Origin of the sequence: Prevotella disiens, from assembly GCF_900454955.1 — a bacterium.
GTDB classification, from domain to species: Bacteria; Bacteroidota; Bacteroidia; order Bacteroidales; family Bacteroidaceae; genus Prevotella; species Prevotella disiens.
Genome location: NZ_UGTL01000001.1, coordinates 2,254,969 through 2,274,053, shown reverse-complemented (window position 1 = coordinate 2,274,053; position 19,085 = coordinate 2,254,969). Strand labels below are relative to the sequence as shown.

Sequence of the window (19,085 nt, the reverse complement as noted above, 5' to 3'; positions counted from 1 at the left end):
CTTTGCTTCATTTGCACCTTGCAAATATACTATTTTCTTTCATTTTTGGGGAATATTCCCATTTTTATTTGCCGTGTATGCATAAAAAAAGGAGCAAAACTAATGGTGCTTTGCTCCTATGGTGGGGTATGAGTTTTATTTCAAGATTTCAAAACTTGTTGCTTTTACGAAGTAGAGCGGATAGTAATCTTTTTTGTTTTTTGCCATCCATTCTTGCATTTTTTTATAGTTACTCATTACACTATTGCAGCGTTCTACGTTCATACAGTTTTCTTTTTCAAGTTCGGCTGCCATTTGTGCTTCTTGTTTGTCAATGGTTGCTTTACTAATGCGATGTTCTGCAACGCTTCCTTTTGCCCTGATTTGCTTTCCTGCAAGGTCTGTGCTAAACTTATCGATATTGCCACCTGCAAAAATCTGAATACTTTTGTTTTCATCGTTGGTAGCTATAAATACTTTTTTACCAGAGTTATGACAAACATGGGTTACTACTCCTTTTACATAAACCTCTTTGTTTACAAATTTTTCAGCTTGCTCTAACAGTTCATCAGAGGTAAGTATAGGACATTGTGCTGCTGTTGTTTTGTTTGTTTGTGCGTTCGCTGACATCAATGTTGCTATCATTGCGAACAAGAATAATATTTTTCTCATTGTGTAATATTTGTAATTTTCAGTTTGCAAAGTTAGGTGCTGAGCAGAAGAGTTGCAATACCTAAATTTAGTGATTTTTTTCAGCAAATAATGTTTGTTTACTGCAAATATAGTTTATTTATTTATGTTTTATTGTACGATAGAAAAATTATTATCTTTTTAGTCCTTTTATTCTAAAAAAATATGCTAATTTTACGACCGATTTAAATTTAATATCATATTACCTAAACGAAAATGGAAGAAAACCAACAAAATCAACAAACTAAAAGTAAAAAAATGATGTTTAGTGGTATCATTTGTCTTACTATTATTATTGCCCTTTTTGGCGGAATTGGCTGTGTTATGGGTGTTGCACCAATGTTAAATACTATCATGCACACGGCTCATGACCTTTTGCTCAACACTTGTTTTTATCTTATGGCAATCTGTGTTCTCACGGGTGCTTTAGGAAAACTTATGGTAGAGTTTGGGGTTGTCGACTTAATCGAAAAATTGGTACGTCCTTTGATGCGTCCTTTGTTCCATTTGCCCGGAGTTGCAGCTTTAGGAGCAGTCCTTACTTTTTTGTCAGATAATCCAGCTATCATAACTTTGGCACAAGATAAGCATTTTAGCAGCTATTTCAAGAAGTTTCAATATATTTCGCTTACCAATTTCGGAACCGCTTTTGGCATGGGACTCATTGTTATAGTTTTCATGTTGGGTCATGGTTATTTTGTAGAACCACTTATTGGTTTCTTTGGTGCATGTGTGGGGTGTATTGTTTCAACTCGCTGCATGCAACGTTTTGTGCTAAAAGCCTATCCACAATATCTTACAGAAGATGCGTTACAAGGTGAAAAGTTTGAGAAACAAGTAGAACGCCCAGAACACAAAGAAGAAAAATCAGTCTTTTTGCGCACTCTTAACTCTTTGTTAGATGGTGGAAAATCGGGAGTAGAAGTAGGTGTAGCTATTATTCCGGGTGTGTTAATCATTTCAACACTTGTCATGATTCTTACTTTCGGACCGAGCAAGAGTGGCGAATTTACAGGTGCTGCCTACGAAGGTATCGCTATTTTACCCGAAGCTGCCAACTATCTTAATTGGCTGTTAGAGCCGCTGTTTGGCTTTTCAGACCCTCACCAAATAGCTTTCCCTATTACTGCTCTTGGTGCGGTAGGTGCAGCACTTAGTTTGGTGCCTAATTTTGTTACTCAAGGTTGGATAGATGGCAACGCTATTGCTGTGTTTACAGGTATGGGTATGTGTTGGAGCGGTTTTTTGAGTACACACACAGCTATGCTCGATACCATTGGCTACCGTGAGCTTACTTCAAAGGCTATCATTTCCCACACTATTGGTGGTTTGTGTGCAGCTTTGGTGGCTCATTGGGGATATTTATTGTACACGCTTTTTTAGGGTAAAAAAATAAAACCCACTATTTTGTGCTTCAAAAGAGCCTATTTTGCACTCCAAAATAGGCTCTTTTGAATTTTGAAACGATTGTTGCTTTATGCAAATACCTCACGAAGAATATCGAAACTTTGCAAATCGGGCATATTCGGAACATGCAAACGATAGTAATGCAAAATATAATCAGTGATGCGGTTGCGCTCGTTGTGCGACAATTTAAATACTTTCATTGTGTCAAAAGTCATTCGCATGAGCGTGTACATTTGTTCCGACTCTTTTTGGGGGAGATAGTCAGCATGAAAAGGCAGCGAAGAAGTGAAGCAGCCATTGCGCAAATCGAAATAAGCCCCTTGCGTGTATTCCTCTAAATAAGGCTGAAAACCTAAGAATTTACCCAATCGAATCATGAAAACAAGGTGGAAATTAGCATAATCCTTTTCGCTATTGTCCAGCCATTCCAAACTATTGTATATATAATTAAATAAAGTGGCGTTCTGTTGCTCGTCCCGAGTTACATAATAAAGGAACTCGGCTAAAAACAAAAGCATGGTTGATTTTACAGGTTCGAAAGGTATCGACGTGTAAGGCAATGCAATTCTTACATCTTTCATGTTCTGAAGCGTATTCCTTTCCCTCCATTCATACTCCATATCTAACAAGGTCATCGGTTGGAAATACTGTCTTTTTAGTTTGCCTTTCGCCGTCTTAGGAACACGCACTGCGAAAGAAATGCGCCCCGAGAGTTCGGTCAGCACATCAATAATCAACTTCGCATCACCATAACGGACACTGCGAAGCACAATTCCACGCGTTTTTGTGTTCATAAGCCTTTTTACTGATACAAAAATACAAAAAAATGCACGATTGATGAAAATTTCTTTGAGAAAATTTGGTTGATTAAAAATAAACCACTACCTTTGCACCCGCAAAACAAATGATGGTCTCTTCGTCTATCGGCTAGGACACAAGATTTTCATTCTTGTAAGAGGGGTTCGATTCCCCTAGAGACTACTAATAAAAATAATAGAAGTAAAGATGGCAAATCATAAATCATCACTTAAAAGAATCCGTCAAGACAAAGTGAAGACTTTGCATAATAAGTACTACGCAAAGACAATGCGTAATGCTGTTCGCAAATTCCGCAATATCGCTGATAAGGAAGAAGCTATTAAGCTTTATCCATCAATACAAAAGATGCTTGATAAGCTTGCAAAAACAAACATTATTCATAAGAATAAGGCTGCAAACTTAAAATCAGGTCTCTGTCAGCACGTTGCAAGCCTTGGATAATAAGGTTTAGTAAGTCATAGCTAATAAAGAATAATTAAGGTCGTACTCGAAAACGAGTGCGGCCTTTTTGCATTTTAAAGATAAAAGAAAAACAATCAAAGGTTAAACATTTTTGGCAATAAATATTGCGAAAAACAAGGGATTTTTTGTATCTTTGCAAATAGATAGATGGGAAAGGTAGTTATTAAAAATATAAAACCAAAACTCAAAAACAACTATCAAAAAAAGAATAAGTACAATCTAAATAAAATGGCAGATAACTTAGAAAACGAGAACAATTACTCGGCCAGTAACATTCAGGTACTCGAAGGACTCGAAGCAGTAAGAAAAAGACCTGCAATGTATATTGGCGACATCAGCGAAAAGGGACTTCATCACCTCATCAACGAAACCGTTGATAACTCTATCGACGAGGCGATGGCTGGATATTGTAGCCATATTGAAGTAACCATCAACGAAGATAACTCCATAACAGTTGAAGATGATGGGCGCGGTATTCCCGTAGACGAACACGAAAAACTACATAAAAGTGCGCTCGAAGTCGTTATGACAGTGCTTCACGCAGGTGGTAAGTTCGACAAAGGGTCGTATAAAGTCAGTGGAGGTTTGCACGGAGTGGGGGTTAGTTGTGTCAATGCACTATCATCACACATGATGTCGCAAGTGTTCAGAAACGGAAAAATCTACCAACAAGAATACGAAAAAGGTAAACCATTATACCCTGTAAAAATAGTAGGCGATACAGATAAGACTGGAACAAGACAACAATTTTGGCCAGACGCCTCTATCTTCACAACAACAATATATCAATGGGATATTGTAGCAAGGCGAATGAGAGAACTTGCATTCCTCAATGCAGGTATTAAAATCACACTTACCGACCTTCGACCAAACGAAGAAGGAAAGACAAAGCAAGAAGTTTTCCATGCACAAGAGGGTTTGAAAGAATTTGTTAGATATGTAGACCGCCATAGAACACACTTGTTTGACGATGTTATCTACCTCAAAACAGAAAAGCAAGGCATACCTATTGAGGTAGCTATCATGTACAACAACGATTACAATGAAAATATTCACTCTTATGTGAACAATATCAATACAATCGAAGGAGGTACACACCTTACTGGTTTCCGCACCGCTTTAACGCGTACACTCAAGGCTTACGCCGACAATGATACGCAAATTGCAAAGCAAATCGAAAAAGCAAAAATTGAAATTACGGGTGAAGACTTCCGTGAAGGCTTAACTGCGGTAATATCAATCAAGGTAGCAGAACCACAATTTGAAGGTCAAACAAAGACAAAACTCGGTAATAGCGAAGTATCTGGTGCCGTTCAACAAGCTGTGGGAGAAGCACTTTCATACTATTTAGAAGAAAATCCAGCAGAAGCAAAGCTTATCTGCGATAAAGTGATTCTTGCTGCTACAGCACGTATCGCAGCCCGCAAAGCTCGTGAAAGTGTACAGCGTAAAAACGTAATGACAGGCGGTGGACTTCCAGGAAAGTTGGCTGACTGCTCTAACAAAGACCCAAAAGAATGCGAAATATTCCTCGTCGAGGGTGATTCGGCAGGTGGCTCGGCTAAACAAGGTCGCGACCGCTATACGCAAGCCATTCTTCCATTGCGTGGTAAAATCCTTAACGTAGAAAAAGTACAACGCCATAGAGTGTTTGAAGCAGAATCTGTAATGAACATTATTCAGTCTATTGGAGTAAGATTTGGCGTAGATGGCGAGTCAGACTTTGAAGCAAATACCGATAAATTGCGCTACGATAAGATTATAATTATGACCGATGCCGATGTCGATGGTTCTCACATTGACACGCTTATCATGACACTTTTCTATCGTTACATGCCTCGTGTTATCGAAGAAGGACACCTTTATATCGCAACACCACCACTTTACAAATGTACATTCAAGAAAGTAAGCGAATATTGCTACACTGAGCAACAACGTTTACAATTCTTAGAAAAATATGTGGGTGGCGATGAAGAAAATAAAGCACTCCATACGCAGCGTTACAAAGGTTTGGGTGAAATGAATCCTGAACAACTTTGGGATACAACAATGAATCCAAAAACACGATTGCTCAAGCAAGTAACCATCGAAAACGCTACAACAGCCGATGAAATGTTCTCAATGTTAATGGGAGATGATGTTGAACCACGTAGAGAATTTATTGAGCAGAACGCAACTTATGCCAATATTGATGCTTAAAGCATTGATTTCGTCTGTGTAAGGAGAAGAAGTTAAAAATAAAATCCCCTTTCAGAAAGAATAAAACAAATTGTGATACATATTGTAGCACATTGTTAAAATTCTTACTGAAAGGGGATTATACATTTGAAGCGAGAAGTTCATTTGTTTTTCTACGATAAATATTCTTTTATGTGAATGGGAATTAATCTCAAATCAATGCCAAGTAGTCGCTAAAAAAGTAATAAATTAGCCAATAATTAAGTAATTTGTGGAAATATTGAAAAACTTTATTGTTTTTTGAATTATTATTTGACCAATTTTTCCCAATATTTTTGCTAAATCTACAATATATTCATTAATTTTGCAAGCATAATAGTTTGAGAGAACCGAAATTTATTGATATGAGGGAACTTAACATAGACTTAATAAAGGCAAAGCACCCGTATGGATTTAACATAGAGAGCGACCTTGTTCTTTATGATCAAACAACAGGACTGCCTGTTTTAAGTGAAACGTCAAAGATGAAATGCCTATTATTGGCAATTTGTACGGACGGACAAATTGAATATACTGTGGATACAGAAGTTCATAAAGTTGTTGCGAACGATATTCTTATTGTGAGCGAAGGGCAAGTTATGGGCGATTATAAAATAGCACCAGGGAGCAAAGGAGTTTGTCTTTTCCTTTCTTATGACTTCTTTCAAGAAATCGTAAGCAACGTAAAAGAGCTTTCAACATTGTTCTTATTTGCACGCCGTCACCCAGTTTTTCATGCTGAAAATAGATTGGTTAAAGAATTAATTACCTATATTCAGGCTGTAAAACTCAAGATGCTTGACCTTGACCATGAGTTCAGACGTGAGTTAGTAGCGACCATGTTGAAGGTGCTAATATACGATATGTGCAACGTAATTTATCGTGTTCAGCAAGTAGAAAAGACGGGTAAAACGCGTGGCGAAACTATTTTTGCCGATTTTATCCACATGGTTGAAAAAGAATATAAATCGGAACGCCGTGTAAGTTGGTATGCTGAACAGCTTTATATCTCTCCAAAATACTTGTCAGAAACGATTAAGCATGTCAGCAAACGCACGCCAAGCGAATGGATTGATTACTATGTGATGATGGAAATCCGTGTTCTTTTGAAGAATAGCAAGATGAGTATCAAGCAAATAGCAGAAGAAATGAACTTCCCTAATCAAAGTTTCTTAGGAAAATACTTCAAAGACCGTTACGGAAAGAGTCCTTCACAATTCAGAAGAAGTTAAGCAAAAGCAAAAATAAACACCTAATGAAAGGAAAAAGGAGTTGAAAGCATATAGTTTTCAGCTCCTTTTGTTTTTAGCATATAGTTCTAAAATAAAGCTAAAGCATTGCGCAAAGATTAGAAAATAAGTGGAAATTTTGACTAATTTGTATGTCGTTGAAAATCAAAACCTTACAAAGCCTATTTTTTTATCCATTATTATTCAATTCAAAACAATAGGTTTTGAAGCTCAAAATAGCCTGTTTTGAACGACAAAACAGGCTATTTTATTTTTTTTAAAATCGGCATTGTTTTATATTCCATAAAATAATAGGGGAGAAGTCTATGAAAAAGAGTATATATCTCCCTGCCTATTGATGCTAATTGCTTAGCAGTTGAGCTGCAACAGCTTCCAATTCAGCATACCATTCAGCCCCAAAACGACGAATTAAAGGACCTTTTAAGAACTTATAAATAGGCAAATTGAGTTCTTTTCCCTTTGCCACTGCATCTTTACAAACGTCCCAACGATGATAATTCAAGCCTACAAGATTGTTGCCAAACTCCTTTACTCGAATAGGATACAAGGCACATGAAATAGGTTTTACGAAGGTTGTTTTCCCCTCACGATACAATTTTTCTAACGCACAAAGGCAGCAATCTTTCTGGTGAAAGGTGAAAACGCAATCTTTTCCGTTCACAATACTTGTTACTAAGTCGCCCTCTCGGTCGGTATAAGCGACGCCTTGTTTGTCAATAACGGCTTGAGCCGAAGCACTAAGCGTTTGCCATGCGTCATCAACAACATCTTCTATTGCCGAAATTTCGTCTAAAGAAATAGGCGCACCTGCATCTCCTTCCACGCAACAAATGCCCTTACACGCATCAAGGTCGCAACAAAACTTTTCGGTTATAATATCAGGCGAAACCAAAACATCGCCAATTTGCAAAATTGGCATCATCTTCTTTTCATTCATAATGTTTCTTTTATGTTTGAGGAAGTAGCCTACCAATCTATTTCGTCCAATCCCTGCGCCTTTAGGTAGGCATTGCAACGCGAAAATTGATGTTGGTCGAACCACCCTCCTCTATTGGCTGAAAGCGGAGAAGGGTGTACTGATTCGATAATACAATGACGATTGGTATCAATTAGTCGCTTTTTTGAACGTGCAAACCCACCCCAAAGCATGAAAACAATGTGTTCACGGTGAGCATTTAGTGCCATGATAGCCGCATCAGTAAAGTTAGCCCACCCCAACATTTGATGACTGTTGGCAGCGTGCGCACGCACCGTTAGCGTAGCATTGAGCAATAAAATGCCTTGTTTCGCCCAACGAGTTAAATCGCCCGATGCGGGTATTGGTTTTCCAAGGTCTTTGTTTATCTCCTTATAAATGTTTTGCAATGATGGTGGAAGCATTACTCCTTGCGGCACAGAGAAACTCAATCCCATAGCTTGCCCTACTTCGTGGTAAGGGTCTTGTCCAAGAATGACTACTTTAACTTTATCGAAAGGACAAAGATTGAAGGCATTAAAAATTAATTTTCCTGGTGGAAAACATTGATATTGACCATATTCTTGCCGCACACTTTCGGTTAGTTTTGCAAAATAAGGCTTACTAAATTCAGCTTCTAAATACTGTTTCCACGATGCTTCTATATCAACCATAATGCTCTTAAAAACAATTCAGCCCCAATGGAGTTTGCGTTCCAATGGGGCTAAACCTATCTTTTGTTTATTTATCTTCTATCAAGCACTCGCCTGTCATTTCCTTTGGTTGCTCCAATCCCATGATGTGGAGAATAGAAGGAGCCACGTCAGCCAAACGACCAGGTTTTACATGTGCCGAATTGTTGTCAGTAACGTAAATAAAAGGTACTGGATTCAACGAGTGAGCGGTATTTGGTGTTCCGTCTTCGTTCAATGCGTTATCAGCATTTCCATGGTCTGCAATGATGATTGCTTCATAATCGTTGGCTTTTGCAGCCTCAATCACGTCTTTCACGCAGTTATCTACCGCATAAACTGCCTTCGCAATCGCATTCATAACACCTGTATGACCGACCATATCGCCGTTTGCAAAGTTCACAACGATAAAGTCATACTTGTTTGTATTGATTGCTTCCACCAATTTATCCTTTACTTCGTAAGCACTCATTTCTGGTTTCAAGTCGTAAGTAGCCACCTTTGGCGAAGCTACCAAGATGCGGTCTTCATCTTTATAAGGCTCTTCACGACCACCATTGAAGAAGAATGTAACGTGAGCATACTTCTCGGTTTCAGCCGTATGCAATTGTTTTTTGCCTTGAGCACTCAAATATTCGCCCAAAGTCATGGTTACATTTTCTTTTGGGAAGAGGATATGAACGCCCTTAAAACTTGCATCGTATGGAGTCATACAATAGTATTGCAAACCTTTGATAGTGTGCATACCTTGTTCAGCCATATCCTCTTGTGTCAAAACATAAGTCAATTCCTTTGCACGGTCGTTGCGGAAATTGAAGAAAATAACCACATCGCCTTCAGCAATAGTACCATTTACACTTTCGTTGGTAATTGGTTTGATAAATTCATCGGTTACTCCGTCGGCATAGCTTTCCTCAACTGCTTTTACCATATCGGCTGCTTTCTTTCCCTTACCTTCTACAATAAGGTCGTAAGCCTCCTTAACTCGCTCCCAACGCTTATCTCTATCCATTGCGTAGAAGCGTCCAATGATAGATGCAATATGCGCATCGTTCTTGTCGCACACGCTCTGAATGTCCTTGATAAAACCTGCACCGCTCTTTGGGTCGGTATCTCGTCCGTCCATAAAGCAATGAACATAAACGTCTTTCAAGCCATATTCCTTACCAATTTCAATAAGTTTATGAAGATGTTCCAATGAAGAGTGAACGCCACCATTAGACGTTAAACCCATTAAATGAAGCTTTTTGCCTTCTTTTTGAGCGTAACTATAAGCGTTGATAATTTCTTGATTCTTCAGAATATCACCACTTTGGCACGCTTTATTAATCTTAACTAAATCCTGATAAACAATTCGTCCAGCACCAATGTTAAGGTGTCCAACTTCCGAGTTGCCCATTTGTCCGTCTGGCAGACCCACGTTTTCGCCCGAAGCCTCTAAGTATGAATGTGCTGAAACTGCATTTAAATAATCTAAGTAAGGAGTTGGTGTATTAAAAATCACGTCTTCCTTACCATGTTTCCCGAGACCCCAACCATCGAGAATCATCAGAAGTGCTTTCTTTGCCATAATTATTTTATTCTTTTTTTACCTATTTTGTGAGCCACAAAGGTACTGAAAAATCTCCTAAAATACGAATAAACCAACCATTTAAGTCTCTTTCGTTCTGCATTATTTATCTGTGTCAAGGCTTTGCAATATGGAGTTGGCAAGTAAAGCATTGAGATGATATTATTTTATAAGTCCTTGTCTACTTAAAACTACTGTAAAATATAGTAGGGAAAATTCAACTATCGCAAATTTTGAGACAGTTGAAATAGAGAAGAACTAACCACACGAGCAAAATAAACCGAAAGGTTTTACTCTAAATAGATGCACGCAGGGAACAAAAACTTTATAGTTCTGCGTTTTTTTGAATACCAAATCCATTTTGGCATTGTTTTCATTACTCGGATAATTTCCTTGTCTATCAATGGGTCTAAACCTCGAATTATCTTAAAACTGGACGTTTTTCCACTGCGATGTATCTTAAATGAAACAATAATTCTTCCTGCAATATTAGCATCAGCATACTCTGGTGGATATTGAATGTGCGCCTTTATATATTCTTGCAGATTGCCAGGAAACTTCACACAATATTCATCTTGCCAAATTGTTAGCGTGTCGCCTGGCTCCAAGCTAATATTGGTTGTGTTATTTGCTGCTATTGAACTGCAACAAAGTAGCATTCCGAAGATAAGATTTAGTATTTTTCTCATATTAATATAACAGTTTTATGAGCCGTTTATTGTCTTTTGAAACCTCTATATATTGTTTTAAAAAGCGTGAAACATTCAGTTTTGTAAAGTATTGAAAACAAGAAGATTATGAAAACCTATTGTTTTGAACAATAAAAAAGCCTATTTTGAACTTCAAAACAGGCTCTTTTGTATGAGATACTATTTATTTGCGTGTTTCACGCAAACATGAATTGCGTTTAGAATACTTAGGTCGCATACATTTTATTCTGCAATAATTTGTACGTTCTTAAAGTTTTGAGCTAATCCTTTTACATAAGTTTCTTCGTCCCCCTTATCAACACGGATAGTTTTTAAGTTCGTGTTTCCATAGAACAGCGCATACTCGTGGTTGTCCATGAAAGCACCATTTTTCAAATCGATACTTTCCAATGTAGGTATGTAAGTTAAATCAATATCACCGATGATATTATTTTGGGTAAAGTCGATTTTTGTAAGTTTGTTTTTGCTGATGTAGCAGCGGAACAACATAGGCATTTTGCTGAAATTGGCTTCGCTTATTTCATTGTCGTTAATGGTTAAGAACATCAATTTAGGAAGTTCGAAGTCAATTTTTGTAATTTTATTTTCGTAAGCTACCAAGTGTTGCAACTCCGGTAAGTTGCTTAATTTCAAACTATTAATTTGATTTTGTTCGATATACAACTTTTCGAGTTTTGGCAAATTGCTTACTTCAAGACTTGTAAGTGTGCTTCCTTTCAAGTCAATACCTGTCAGTAGCGGAAGGTCTACAAACTTTATATTTTTAAGTTGCGTATGGCTTGCAACGAAAGTATTGAGTTCCTTGAGTGGGGTAGGGTCTAACTCGCTGATAAGTGTGTTATGAATATCAACAATTTCCAACTTTGTGTTGTTTGTAAGATTAAGTGTAGCGAGTTCAGCGTTCTTGAAAACACGAATATCTTTTAGCTCCTTGAAGTTTGAAAGGTCTATTGTCTTGATGTTATTAGCACCGATGTGAAGAACTTTCAAATTCGTTAATTTATAGATAGGTGAAGCGTCAGCAATGTGATGGTAGTTTACAGCCAATGTTTCCAAATTAGTGAAGTACTGCAAACCCTCTAAACTCTTAATAGTTTTGCCCTCTTCAACTGCATCGTCTACCGAATAATCGAAGTCAAGTATTTTAACTTCTTTGGCTTCTGCGATAGAAATTTGACCATCTTTGTTTGTATCTGCACCAACTTTCTCTAAGAGCAGCTGCTTTAAATAAGGGTCAGTGAATGCAATTGCCTTGTTTTCATCTTCCACAACGGTAACTTCGCATACAGCTTCTGAAGAAATGTCGCCTTTTTTAGCAATTACCATGATTTTCGTAGTGCCAATTTCGAGTCCTTGCACTTTCCCATTTTCAACTTTTGCAACTTTTTCGTTGGCAGATTTCCAAGTCAATTGAGCATTTTGGGGGGCATCATTAACAGTTAAAACAGCAGTTTCGCCCACTTTTAGAGTTAATGTTTTAGGAGAAACTGAGATTGTAAATGATTCGTTTGCGTCGTTTTTGTCAGAGCAAGCTGAAAAGAAAATAATGCTGAGGAGCATTATTAGCATTGATAATTTTTCTTTCTTCATAATTGTTTTAATAATTCAGATTTTTAATAAAAATATAATATTCTTGTATAAAAGGTAGCTTATAAGTTACAAAAATATGAAAAAAGTATGAGTAAGCAAAATAAAGCTGATGTTTTGTATGTTTGTTATCCTCTTTTTTTAGTAGGTATGAATAAGCGATTTATTTCTATTCGGAATGAAAGTGTTCGTTTGCTTTGAAATATTACAAAAATAAAAGGTGCTTTCCGAGGAAAACACCTTTTATTTGTATCATTAAATATGTGAAAAACCCCCTTTATACAAAGCTGATAACACCTTGAATTTCTTCGGTTGGTGTGTCCTCTTTGTGTTCAGCAGTAGTCTTTAAATCTTTTATCATTTGCTTTGTACGCTTGTAAGTAGGCGTATTTTCAATGGCAAGGATAATGTCTTCGTTGTCCAAATCTTCCTGTGAGAACAAGAAAATGTGTGGACGACGCTTTGTTTTTCTAGCCTTGTTGCCACCATAGATACGCTCTCTGCGCTCTCTTCTTTCTGCTTCGCGTTCTTCTTCCTCTGCCAATCGGGCTGCTTCTTCCTGCGAGTGTTTCTTGATATGGTTGCCCATTCCGTCTACGTCCTTAATGCCAAAGCCTGTAGCAAGTATGGTTACTTTCACCTTCTTGTCAAGTTCAGGGTCAATTGCCAAGCCCCATTTCAGTTCAAAGTCGCTTCCAAAGCGGCTCATAAATTCATTTACATCGTTCATTTCCTCCATTGCTAAACCAGGATTCTCCTTGTTGTTGCTATTGAAGTTGATGGAAAGAAGTATTTTTTTAGAATTGTAAATGTCGTTATCATTGAGCAATGGAGAGTTCAAAGCGTCTTCAATGGCTTGTTTTACACGTCCTTCCCCTTCGCCATAGCCTGTACTCATGATAGCTACGCCGCCATCTTTCAATACCGTCTTAACATCGTTAAAGTCAAGATTTATCACTCCGTAAACGGTAATAATTTCGGCAATACTCTTGGCCGCAACGCTCAATGTGTCGTCAGCCTTGCCAAACGCATTGAGCAAGCTCATCTCTGGATAAATTTCTCTGAGGCGTTCGTTGTTGATAACCAACAGCGCATCAACGTGTTTTGCCATCTCTTCAACACCATCTAAGGCTTGGTCAATCTTTCTATCGCCCTCGAAGCGGAATGGAATGGTAACGATACCTACGGTGAGAATGCCCATATCCTTGCTTACTTGAGCAATGACAGGAGCGGCACCTGTACCAGTACCACCGCCCATACCAGCTGTGATGAATGCCATTTTTGTGCCGTCACTGAGCATAGCCTTAATATCATCGAGTGTTTCTTCGGCTGCTTCTCTTGCTTTTGCAGGTTTGTTTCCAGCACCAAGTCCCTCCTTACCGAGTTGTAAATGAACAGGAATAGGTGAGTCGTTTAATGCTTGTGCGTCTGTATTGCACAATACGAAGTTCACATCATGGATACCTTCTTTGTACATGTGGTTTACAGCATTTCCGCCACCGCCACCAACACCAATTACTTTGATGATTCTGTTGCTTGGTTCTTCTATGCCAAAATCGAGTATATCGCTTTTTATCGTGTTGTCTGCCATAATCTTAATTTCTTAGTTTTCTTAAATTTGTTATAAATCTTACCAATCAATTAGTCTTCTGGTTCTAACATCTGACCGCCAAACTCTTTGATTTTACGAGTGAATTTGCCCCAAAAACTATTTCGACGCTTTTCTTCCTCTTCTTTCTTTCGTCTTTCTTCTTCCTCTTCTCTGCGTTTGCGCTCTTCTTCCTCTCTACGTTTGCGTTCTTCTTCTGCCTTTTCTTTTTCTGCAGCAGTGAGAACTACGCCTTGTCCTATCTCGGTAGGTTTGCGAGGAGTAGTGTGAATATCGGTCGTAGTGGCTGTTGTAGCCTTTGTTGTTTCATCAAATAGCTTTTGGTCTGGATTGATAGCCGCTCCCGCACAGTTAATATCGCCTTTTGCTAAGAGTCCAAGAATGGTACACATCATCGCATTTTTTGCATTGATGTCGGCATTTGTAGAATTGATAGTTTGGGTTACAAATTTTGCAGTTCTTATTTTTTCAACATGGGAATGGTTTCGGAAAGCACGTTCCATGTGTTTCATGTTTGAGCCACCACCCGTTAAAACAAATCCGCCAAGGAGTTTATCTGCAAATTCTGATGGAATTTGGTAGATTACATTCTCAATGATTTCTTCTACGCGTGCTTCAATGACTTCAATAACTTTACGACTTTCAACTGAATAGTCTGCTGTAACAGGGTAAGAAAGATTGTTATCAATGTCGTTATCTTCGGTGTAAGCGCTTCCATGTGTGAGTTTTAGCTTTTCAGCGTCCTTCTCTTCCATTTGCAAACTTGCTATATCCTTTGTGATATTAGCACTTCCCAAAGGTAAAACTGCCAAATGTCGGAGTATGTTTTTGTAATAAACCGATACGGTAGTAGTTTCTGCACCAAGGTCAACGAGTACACAACCGCCTCTCTTTTCGTTTTCAGTCAATATGCTATCAGCCAATGCCAAAGGTGCTAAATACATCTCTGCAATGGCAATACCTGCTTTTTCAAAGCAACTATTAAGATTGTCGTAGAATGATTTGCGCCATAAAATATTTAAGAAGTTGCCTTCAAGGTGTGATGCTTTGATACCAACTGGGTCGATAGGGTCTTGGTTATCAACCTTATACTCTTGTGTGGCAGCGTCAAGAATTTCCTGTTCAGGGTAAGTCATATCACGATTTGCGTCCATCAATTCGTTTATCATATCGCTAGAAATGATGGTTTCGTTAGGAAGTTCTTTCACGATAACATTCTTCACACTACGAATGGACTGTCCTCCAACGCCAACATAGACGTGCGTAATTTCATGTTTGAGTTGCTTTTTCAACTTGTTTATGATGCTGGTTAAGCACTGTCCAGTCTTGTCGATGTTATAGACTACGCCCTTGCGGATACATTGTGAGGCGTCTTCCTTAACAACGGCATTCACAGAGATACTTCCGTCAAGGTTTTTCTTGCCAGCAATACCTGTAATCTTTGATGAGCCCAGTTCAATGGCTACTATGAATTCTGCCATACTATAAATTATTTTCTTTATTTTGTTCTTATTCAGTTACTTCCGTTGTACTTACTTCCTCTTCCATTTTTTGTTGTTTGAGGAGTTCAGCCTGTCGGTCTTTGTTCGTTTTTTTCTTGCAAATGATTTGATTATCAAATTCTACATTGATGTAAGAATACTTGTTCCACCCTGCTTGCGATAGTCCGTAGCGGTAGAACTTCTCTATACGAGCCAACTTTTTCTCTACAAATTCTGCAATACTCTTTTCGTTTGCGGCTTTGTTTTTCTTCATTGGCAGGTAGCCAATAAATATAATGTGGTCGCCAATGCGTGGTACGAGTTCAATTCCGTGGTCGTTACAAACGTGGATTTGCTCGATTTGGTTCAACCAAAATTCTGATTTATTAATTGCTTTCGCCAATGGCGCAACGCCATATTGTGCAAACCAATTGCTAATATTCCCTGATGCAATAATTAAATCGCTTGTATATTTCGAATTAGGCAGTATTCCGCCATTATCGTCCAAGTAGTAATCGCCACCACGGTTGCTTTTAATTCTGATGATAGGCATTCGTTGTGAGATTAAAATATTGACGTGTCCATTTTCAGTGATGTAGCATTGTGCTGTATCAACAAAGGGACCAACTTTCAAAGCTTCTTCTATTTTCCTTGGTTCAATGGTATTTAATTTTTTGTTGAGTGGATAAAGTTTTACTTTTTCAAGTATATGCTTTATTTCTGCGGCACTTAGGAATCCCGCATTGTTGGAATCGGAAATATTAATATCTACTTTTGAGCAGACACGTGTGGATTTATCAGGTGTATTCCACGATGTTACTGCCATGACAAGGTAGAATGCCAGTATGACATCCAATGCACAGAAGATTATTTTTTTCCAATTTGTGTACATTTCTTTACTTTATTCCTTGTCTTTTATCACCTTTTCAAGTTCGCTCATATAGTTGTCCAAGTTGCCAGCACCCAACACTACGAGTACATCGAAGTTTCTTTCTTTGGCAAAGGCTACTACATTGTCCTTTTCTATCATTTGTTTTTCGACACCTTCATCGAGGTTATCGTAAATAAGAGCTGATGTTACGCCTGGGATAGGCTCCTCTCTTGCAGGATAAATCTCCGTTAAAACAACTTCATCGAAATGGCTTAACGCTTTGGCAAAGTCCATGTAAAAGTCGTTAGTACGAGAATAAAGATGAGGTTGAAAAATCACTGTTATCTTTCTATCGGGATAGATTTCCTTTAAACTTTTCGCACTTTGGAGAATTTCTTTTGGGTGGTGAGCATAGTCAGACAATAAAACATGTTGGTCGTTCATTATCTTAAAGTCGAATCGGCGGTCTACTCCCGCGTATGATTTCATACCTTTGCGGAGTTCATCTGACGTACAACCACTCAATTGTGCCAATGCCATGGCAGCAATTCCATTTTCAATATTGATTGGAATAGGTTGTCCCAATTCTATATCGTTTATATTTTCGATAGGCGAAACCATGTCAAAAACGATAGTTCCGTTCTTTATTCTAATATTTTCAGCATGGAAATCGCCTTTCTCACGGCTATATTCATAAACCTTTACACCCCCTTGAACATTTGGTTTCATCTCCAAATCGGTGTGAATAACTAATGTTCCTCCCTTTTGAATCAGCTCTGTATAATGGCGAAAGCTTTCCAAATAAGCCTCCTTTGTGCCATAAATATCCAAGTGGTCAGGGTCGGTCGAAGTGATAACGCTCATGTATGGGCGCAACCAATGGAACGAACGGTCAAATTCATCAGCCTCAATGACAACGTAATCGCTACTATCTGAGAGGATATAATTCGTTCCATAATTCTTTGAAATGCCTCCCAAGAACGCATTACAGTCCAAATGGCTTTGGTGCATGATATGGGCGCACATCGTGGAAGTACTTGTTTTGCCATGTGTTCCTGCAAAACAAAGTCCTTTATGTGTTGTTGTTAAGCGTCCTAATACTTGCGCACGCTTTTCAATTTCAAAACCATTTTCACGGAAGAAAGCCAATTCTTTGTGCGAATTTGGTATGGCTGGCGTGAAAACCACCAAGGTTTCGTTTGCATTTTTACATGCTGTTGGAATTAAATCAACATTTTCTTCGTAATGTACACTGATGCCTTCCTTTTCCAATTGGCGTGTTAAAGCCGATGGAGTTTTGTCGTAACCAGCTACAATAAGTCCTTTTTGACGGAAATAACGAGCAATGGCACTCATACCGATCCCTCCAACTCCAACAAAATAAACTGCTTTAATGTCTTTAAATTCCATTCTTTTCTTATATCATAGAGGCGTTTTCGCCCGATTTTATTTTTTATTTATGAGTTTCATTACCTCGTCTGCTATTACTTCAGCCGAGTTTTGCAAGCCCATTTTCTTAACATTTTCGCTCAGTTCGTTCAACTTTTCGTTGTCAGAAACGGTTCTTATCGCCATTTCCAAAAGCGTATCGGGAGCTTCAATATCTTTCACAAAGAGTGCAGCATTCTTGTTTACCAATGCCATAGCATTCTTTGTTTGGTGGTCTTCTGCCACATTTGGACTTGGCACTAAGATAACAGGCTTCCCAATGAGTTGGAACTCGCTGATAGAACTTGCTCCCGCACGACTGATAACCAAATTGGCTGCCTTGTAAGCTGCTCCCATATCACTGATAAAATCCATTATTTTGAGGTTAGGAATATTCTTTCCTTTCATTTCATCGAGAATGGATTGGTGGTAATATTTACCAGTCTGCCAAATAAATTGAACATTGCTGCCTTCTACCAAGTTAAGATGTTCCAACACAGCACGATTGATAGTGCGTGCGCCAAGACTACCTCCTACGAGCAAGATTGTTTTCTTGGTAGGATTTAAGCCAAACGATTTACGAGCTTCTTCCTCTGTTAGCGGTGTGTCCAATACGTTTTGTCGCACAGGGTTTCCTGTCATGATGATTCTATCGGCAGGGAAAAATCTCTCCATACCTTCGTAGGCGACACAAATCTTCTTTGCTCTTTTTGAAAGCAATTTGTTTGTAACACCAGCGTATGAGTTTTGCTCTTGTATCAAGCAAGGAATGCCCATTCGAGAGCATTCGTATAGGGTTGCACCACTGGCATAGCCACCAACACCGACGGCTACTTGTGGTTTGAAATCTTTAATTATCGTGCGTGCCATGCGTAAACTTTTCCAAAGTTTCATCAAGACACTAACGTTTTTCAATAGATTGGCACGATTGAAACCTTTGATAGGAAGACCTTTAATGTCGTACCCAGCAGCTGGAATGCGTTGCATTTCCATTCTGCCTTCTGCCCCTACGAATAATATTTTTGCTTCTGGGTGTTTTGCTTTTATTGCGTTTGCAATGGATACAGCAGGAAAGATGTGTCCACCTGTTCCGCCTCCGCTTATTATGATTCTTAACTCTTCGTTCATAATATCTTATTATTAACTTACAAAGTTAATCATTTTTTTTGGTTTGCTATAAAATCGGCGTATTAAAAATGTGAAAATAATACCACCCTTGCAATCTTTCGCAAAAGAAATACTTCTACCTTTCAATCGGAGGAATTTGGGTATTCGTTTTTCCCTTGCGGAGTTCAAAATAAAAAACCTATTGTTTTGAACGTTAAAACCTATTGTTTTGAGTCTTAAAATAGGCTGTT

The 19,085-nt window shown here is 38.3% G+C and carries 16 protein-coding genes and 1 tRNA gene; 5 read left to right on the top strand and 12 right to left on the bottom strand.

From position 1 onward, the window contains the following. Positions 1 to 135: 135 nt before the first annotated feature. Positions 136 to 651, bottom strand: a complete 516-nt coding sequence (locus DYI03_RS09980) for an OB-fold nucleic acid binding domain-containing protein (RefSeq protein ID WP_021669985.1) — start codon at positions 649 to 651, stop codon at positions 136 to 138. Between the two features lie 234 nt (positions 652 to 885). On the opposite strand from DYI03_RS09980, the gene DYI03_RS09975 reads away from it, so the two are divergent. Then, entirely contained in the window at positions 886 to 2,052 is a 1,167-nt protein-coding gene (locus DYI03_RS09975) for a nucleoside recognition domain-containing protein (protein ID WP_021669986.1), read from the top strand. A gap of 92 nt (positions 2,053 to 2,144) precedes the next feature. Here the strand turns inward: DYI03_RS09975 and recO are convergent, their stop codons facing one another. Beyond that, positions 2,145 to 2,870, bottom strand: coding sequence for a DNA repair protein RecO (recO, locus tag DYI03_RS09970; RefSeq protein WP_004355262.1), 726 nt, complete (start codon positions 2,868 to 2,870; stop codon positions 2,145 to 2,147). A gap of 115 nt (positions 2,871 to 2,985) precedes the next feature. Here recO and DYI03_RS09965 point away from each other — a divergent pair. The 4 genes from DYI03_RS09965 to DYI03_RS09950 all read left to right on the top strand — a co-directional run bounded on the left by DYI03_RS09965 (position 2,986) and on the right by DYI03_RS09950 (position 6,806). Further along, positions 2,986 to 3,057: transfer RNA gene (locus DYI03_RS09965), tRNA-Glu, on the top strand. A 24-nt stretch (positions 3,058 to 3,081) separates the two neighbouring features. After that, the gene (gene rpsT, locus DYI03_RS09960; RefSeq protein ID WP_004355247.1) at positions 3,082 to 3,336 is read left to right on the top strand and encodes a 30S ribosomal protein S20; all 255 of its coding nucleotides are present in this window, start codon (positions 3,082 to 3,084) and stop codon (positions 3,334 to 3,336) included. A 249-nt stretch (positions 3,337 to 3,585) separates the two neighbouring features. Next, complete coding sequence (gene gyrB / locus DYI03_RS09955; protein ID WP_025064490.1) at positions 3,586 to 5,556, top strand: DNA topoisomerase (ATP-hydrolyzing) subunit B; 1,971 nt, start codon at positions 3,586 to 3,588, stop codon at positions 5,554 to 5,556. A 383-nt stretch (positions 5,557 to 5,939) separates the two neighbouring features. Further along, a complete protein-coding gene (locus DYI03_RS09950) occupies positions 5,940 to 6,806 on the top strand; it encodes a helix-turn-helix domain-containing protein (protein WP_021669988.1) in 867 nt (288 codons plus the stop codon). A 358-nt stretch (positions 6,807 to 7,164) separates the two neighbouring features. Here the strand turns inward: DYI03_RS09950 and DYI03_RS09945 are convergent, their stop codons facing one another. The 10 genes from DYI03_RS09945 to murG all read right to left on the bottom strand — a co-directional run bounded on the left by DYI03_RS09945 (position 7,165) and on the right by murG (position 18,855). Then, the gene (locus tag DYI03_RS09945; protein ID WP_004355249.1) at positions 7,165 to 7,761 is read right to left on the bottom strand and encodes a DUF3109 family protein; all 597 of its coding nucleotides are present in this window, start codon (positions 7,759 to 7,761) and stop codon (positions 7,165 to 7,167) included. A gap of 29 nt (positions 7,762 to 7,790) precedes the next feature. Then, a complete protein-coding gene (gene ung, locus DYI03_RS09940; protein WP_021669990.1) occupies positions 7,791 to 8,453 on the bottom strand; it encodes a uracil-DNA glycosylase in 663 nt (220 codons plus the stop codon). A 67-nt stretch (positions 8,454 to 8,520) separates the two neighbouring features. After that, entirely contained in the window at positions 8,521 to 10,041 is a 1,521-nt protein-coding gene (gene gpmI, locus DYI03_RS09935) for a 2,3-bisphosphoglycerate-independent phosphoglycerate mutase (RefSeq protein ID WP_021669991.1), read from the bottom strand. A gap of 290 nt (positions 10,042 to 10,331) precedes the next feature. Next, complete coding sequence (locus tag DYI03_RS09930; protein WP_004355388.1) at positions 10,332 to 10,730, bottom strand: energy transducer TonB; 399 nt, start codon at positions 10,728 to 10,730, stop codon at positions 10,332 to 10,334. 243 nt (positions 10,731 to 10,973) lie between these two features. Continuing rightward, entirely contained in the window at positions 10,974 to 12,341 is a 1,368-nt protein-coding gene (locus tag DYI03_RS09925) for an Ig-like domain-containing protein (protein WP_021669993.1), read from the bottom strand. A gap of 274 nt (positions 12,342 to 12,615) precedes the next feature. Beyond that, positions 12,616 to 13,929 (bottom strand): cell division protein FtsZ, encoded by a 1,314-nt coding sequence (gene ftsZ / locus DYI03_RS09920; protein WP_021669994.1) that lies wholly within the window; start codon positions 13,927 to 13,929, stop codon positions 12,616 to 12,618. Between the two features lie 50 nt (positions 13,930 to 13,979). Then, entirely contained in the window at positions 13,980 to 15,428 is a 1,449-nt protein-coding gene (ftsA, locus tag DYI03_RS09915; RefSeq protein ID WP_021669995.1) for a cell division protein FtsA, read from the bottom strand. 28 nt (positions 15,429 to 15,456) lie between these two features. After that, complete coding sequence (locus tag DYI03_RS09910; RefSeq protein ID WP_021669996.1) at positions 15,457 to 16,320, bottom strand: hypothetical protein; 864 nt, start codon at positions 16,318 to 16,320, stop codon at positions 15,457 to 15,459. Positions 16,321 to 16,329: 9 nt separating this feature from the next. Further along, positions 16,330 to 17,709, bottom strand: a complete 1,380-nt coding sequence (gene murC / locus DYI03_RS09905; RefSeq protein ID WP_021669997.1) for a UDP-N-acetylmuramate--L-alanine ligase — start codon at positions 17,707 to 17,709, stop codon at positions 16,330 to 16,332. Between the two features lie 36 nt (positions 17,710 to 17,745). Then, positions 17,746 to 18,855: an undecaprenyldiphospho-muramoylpentapeptide beta-N-acetylglucosaminyltransferase gene (murG, locus tag DYI03_RS09900; RefSeq protein WP_021669998.1), complete on the bottom strand. Its 1,110-nt coding sequence runs from the start codon at positions 18,853 to 18,855 to the stop codon at positions 17,746 to 17,748. Between the last annotated feature and the right edge of the window lie 230 nt (positions 18,856 to 19,085).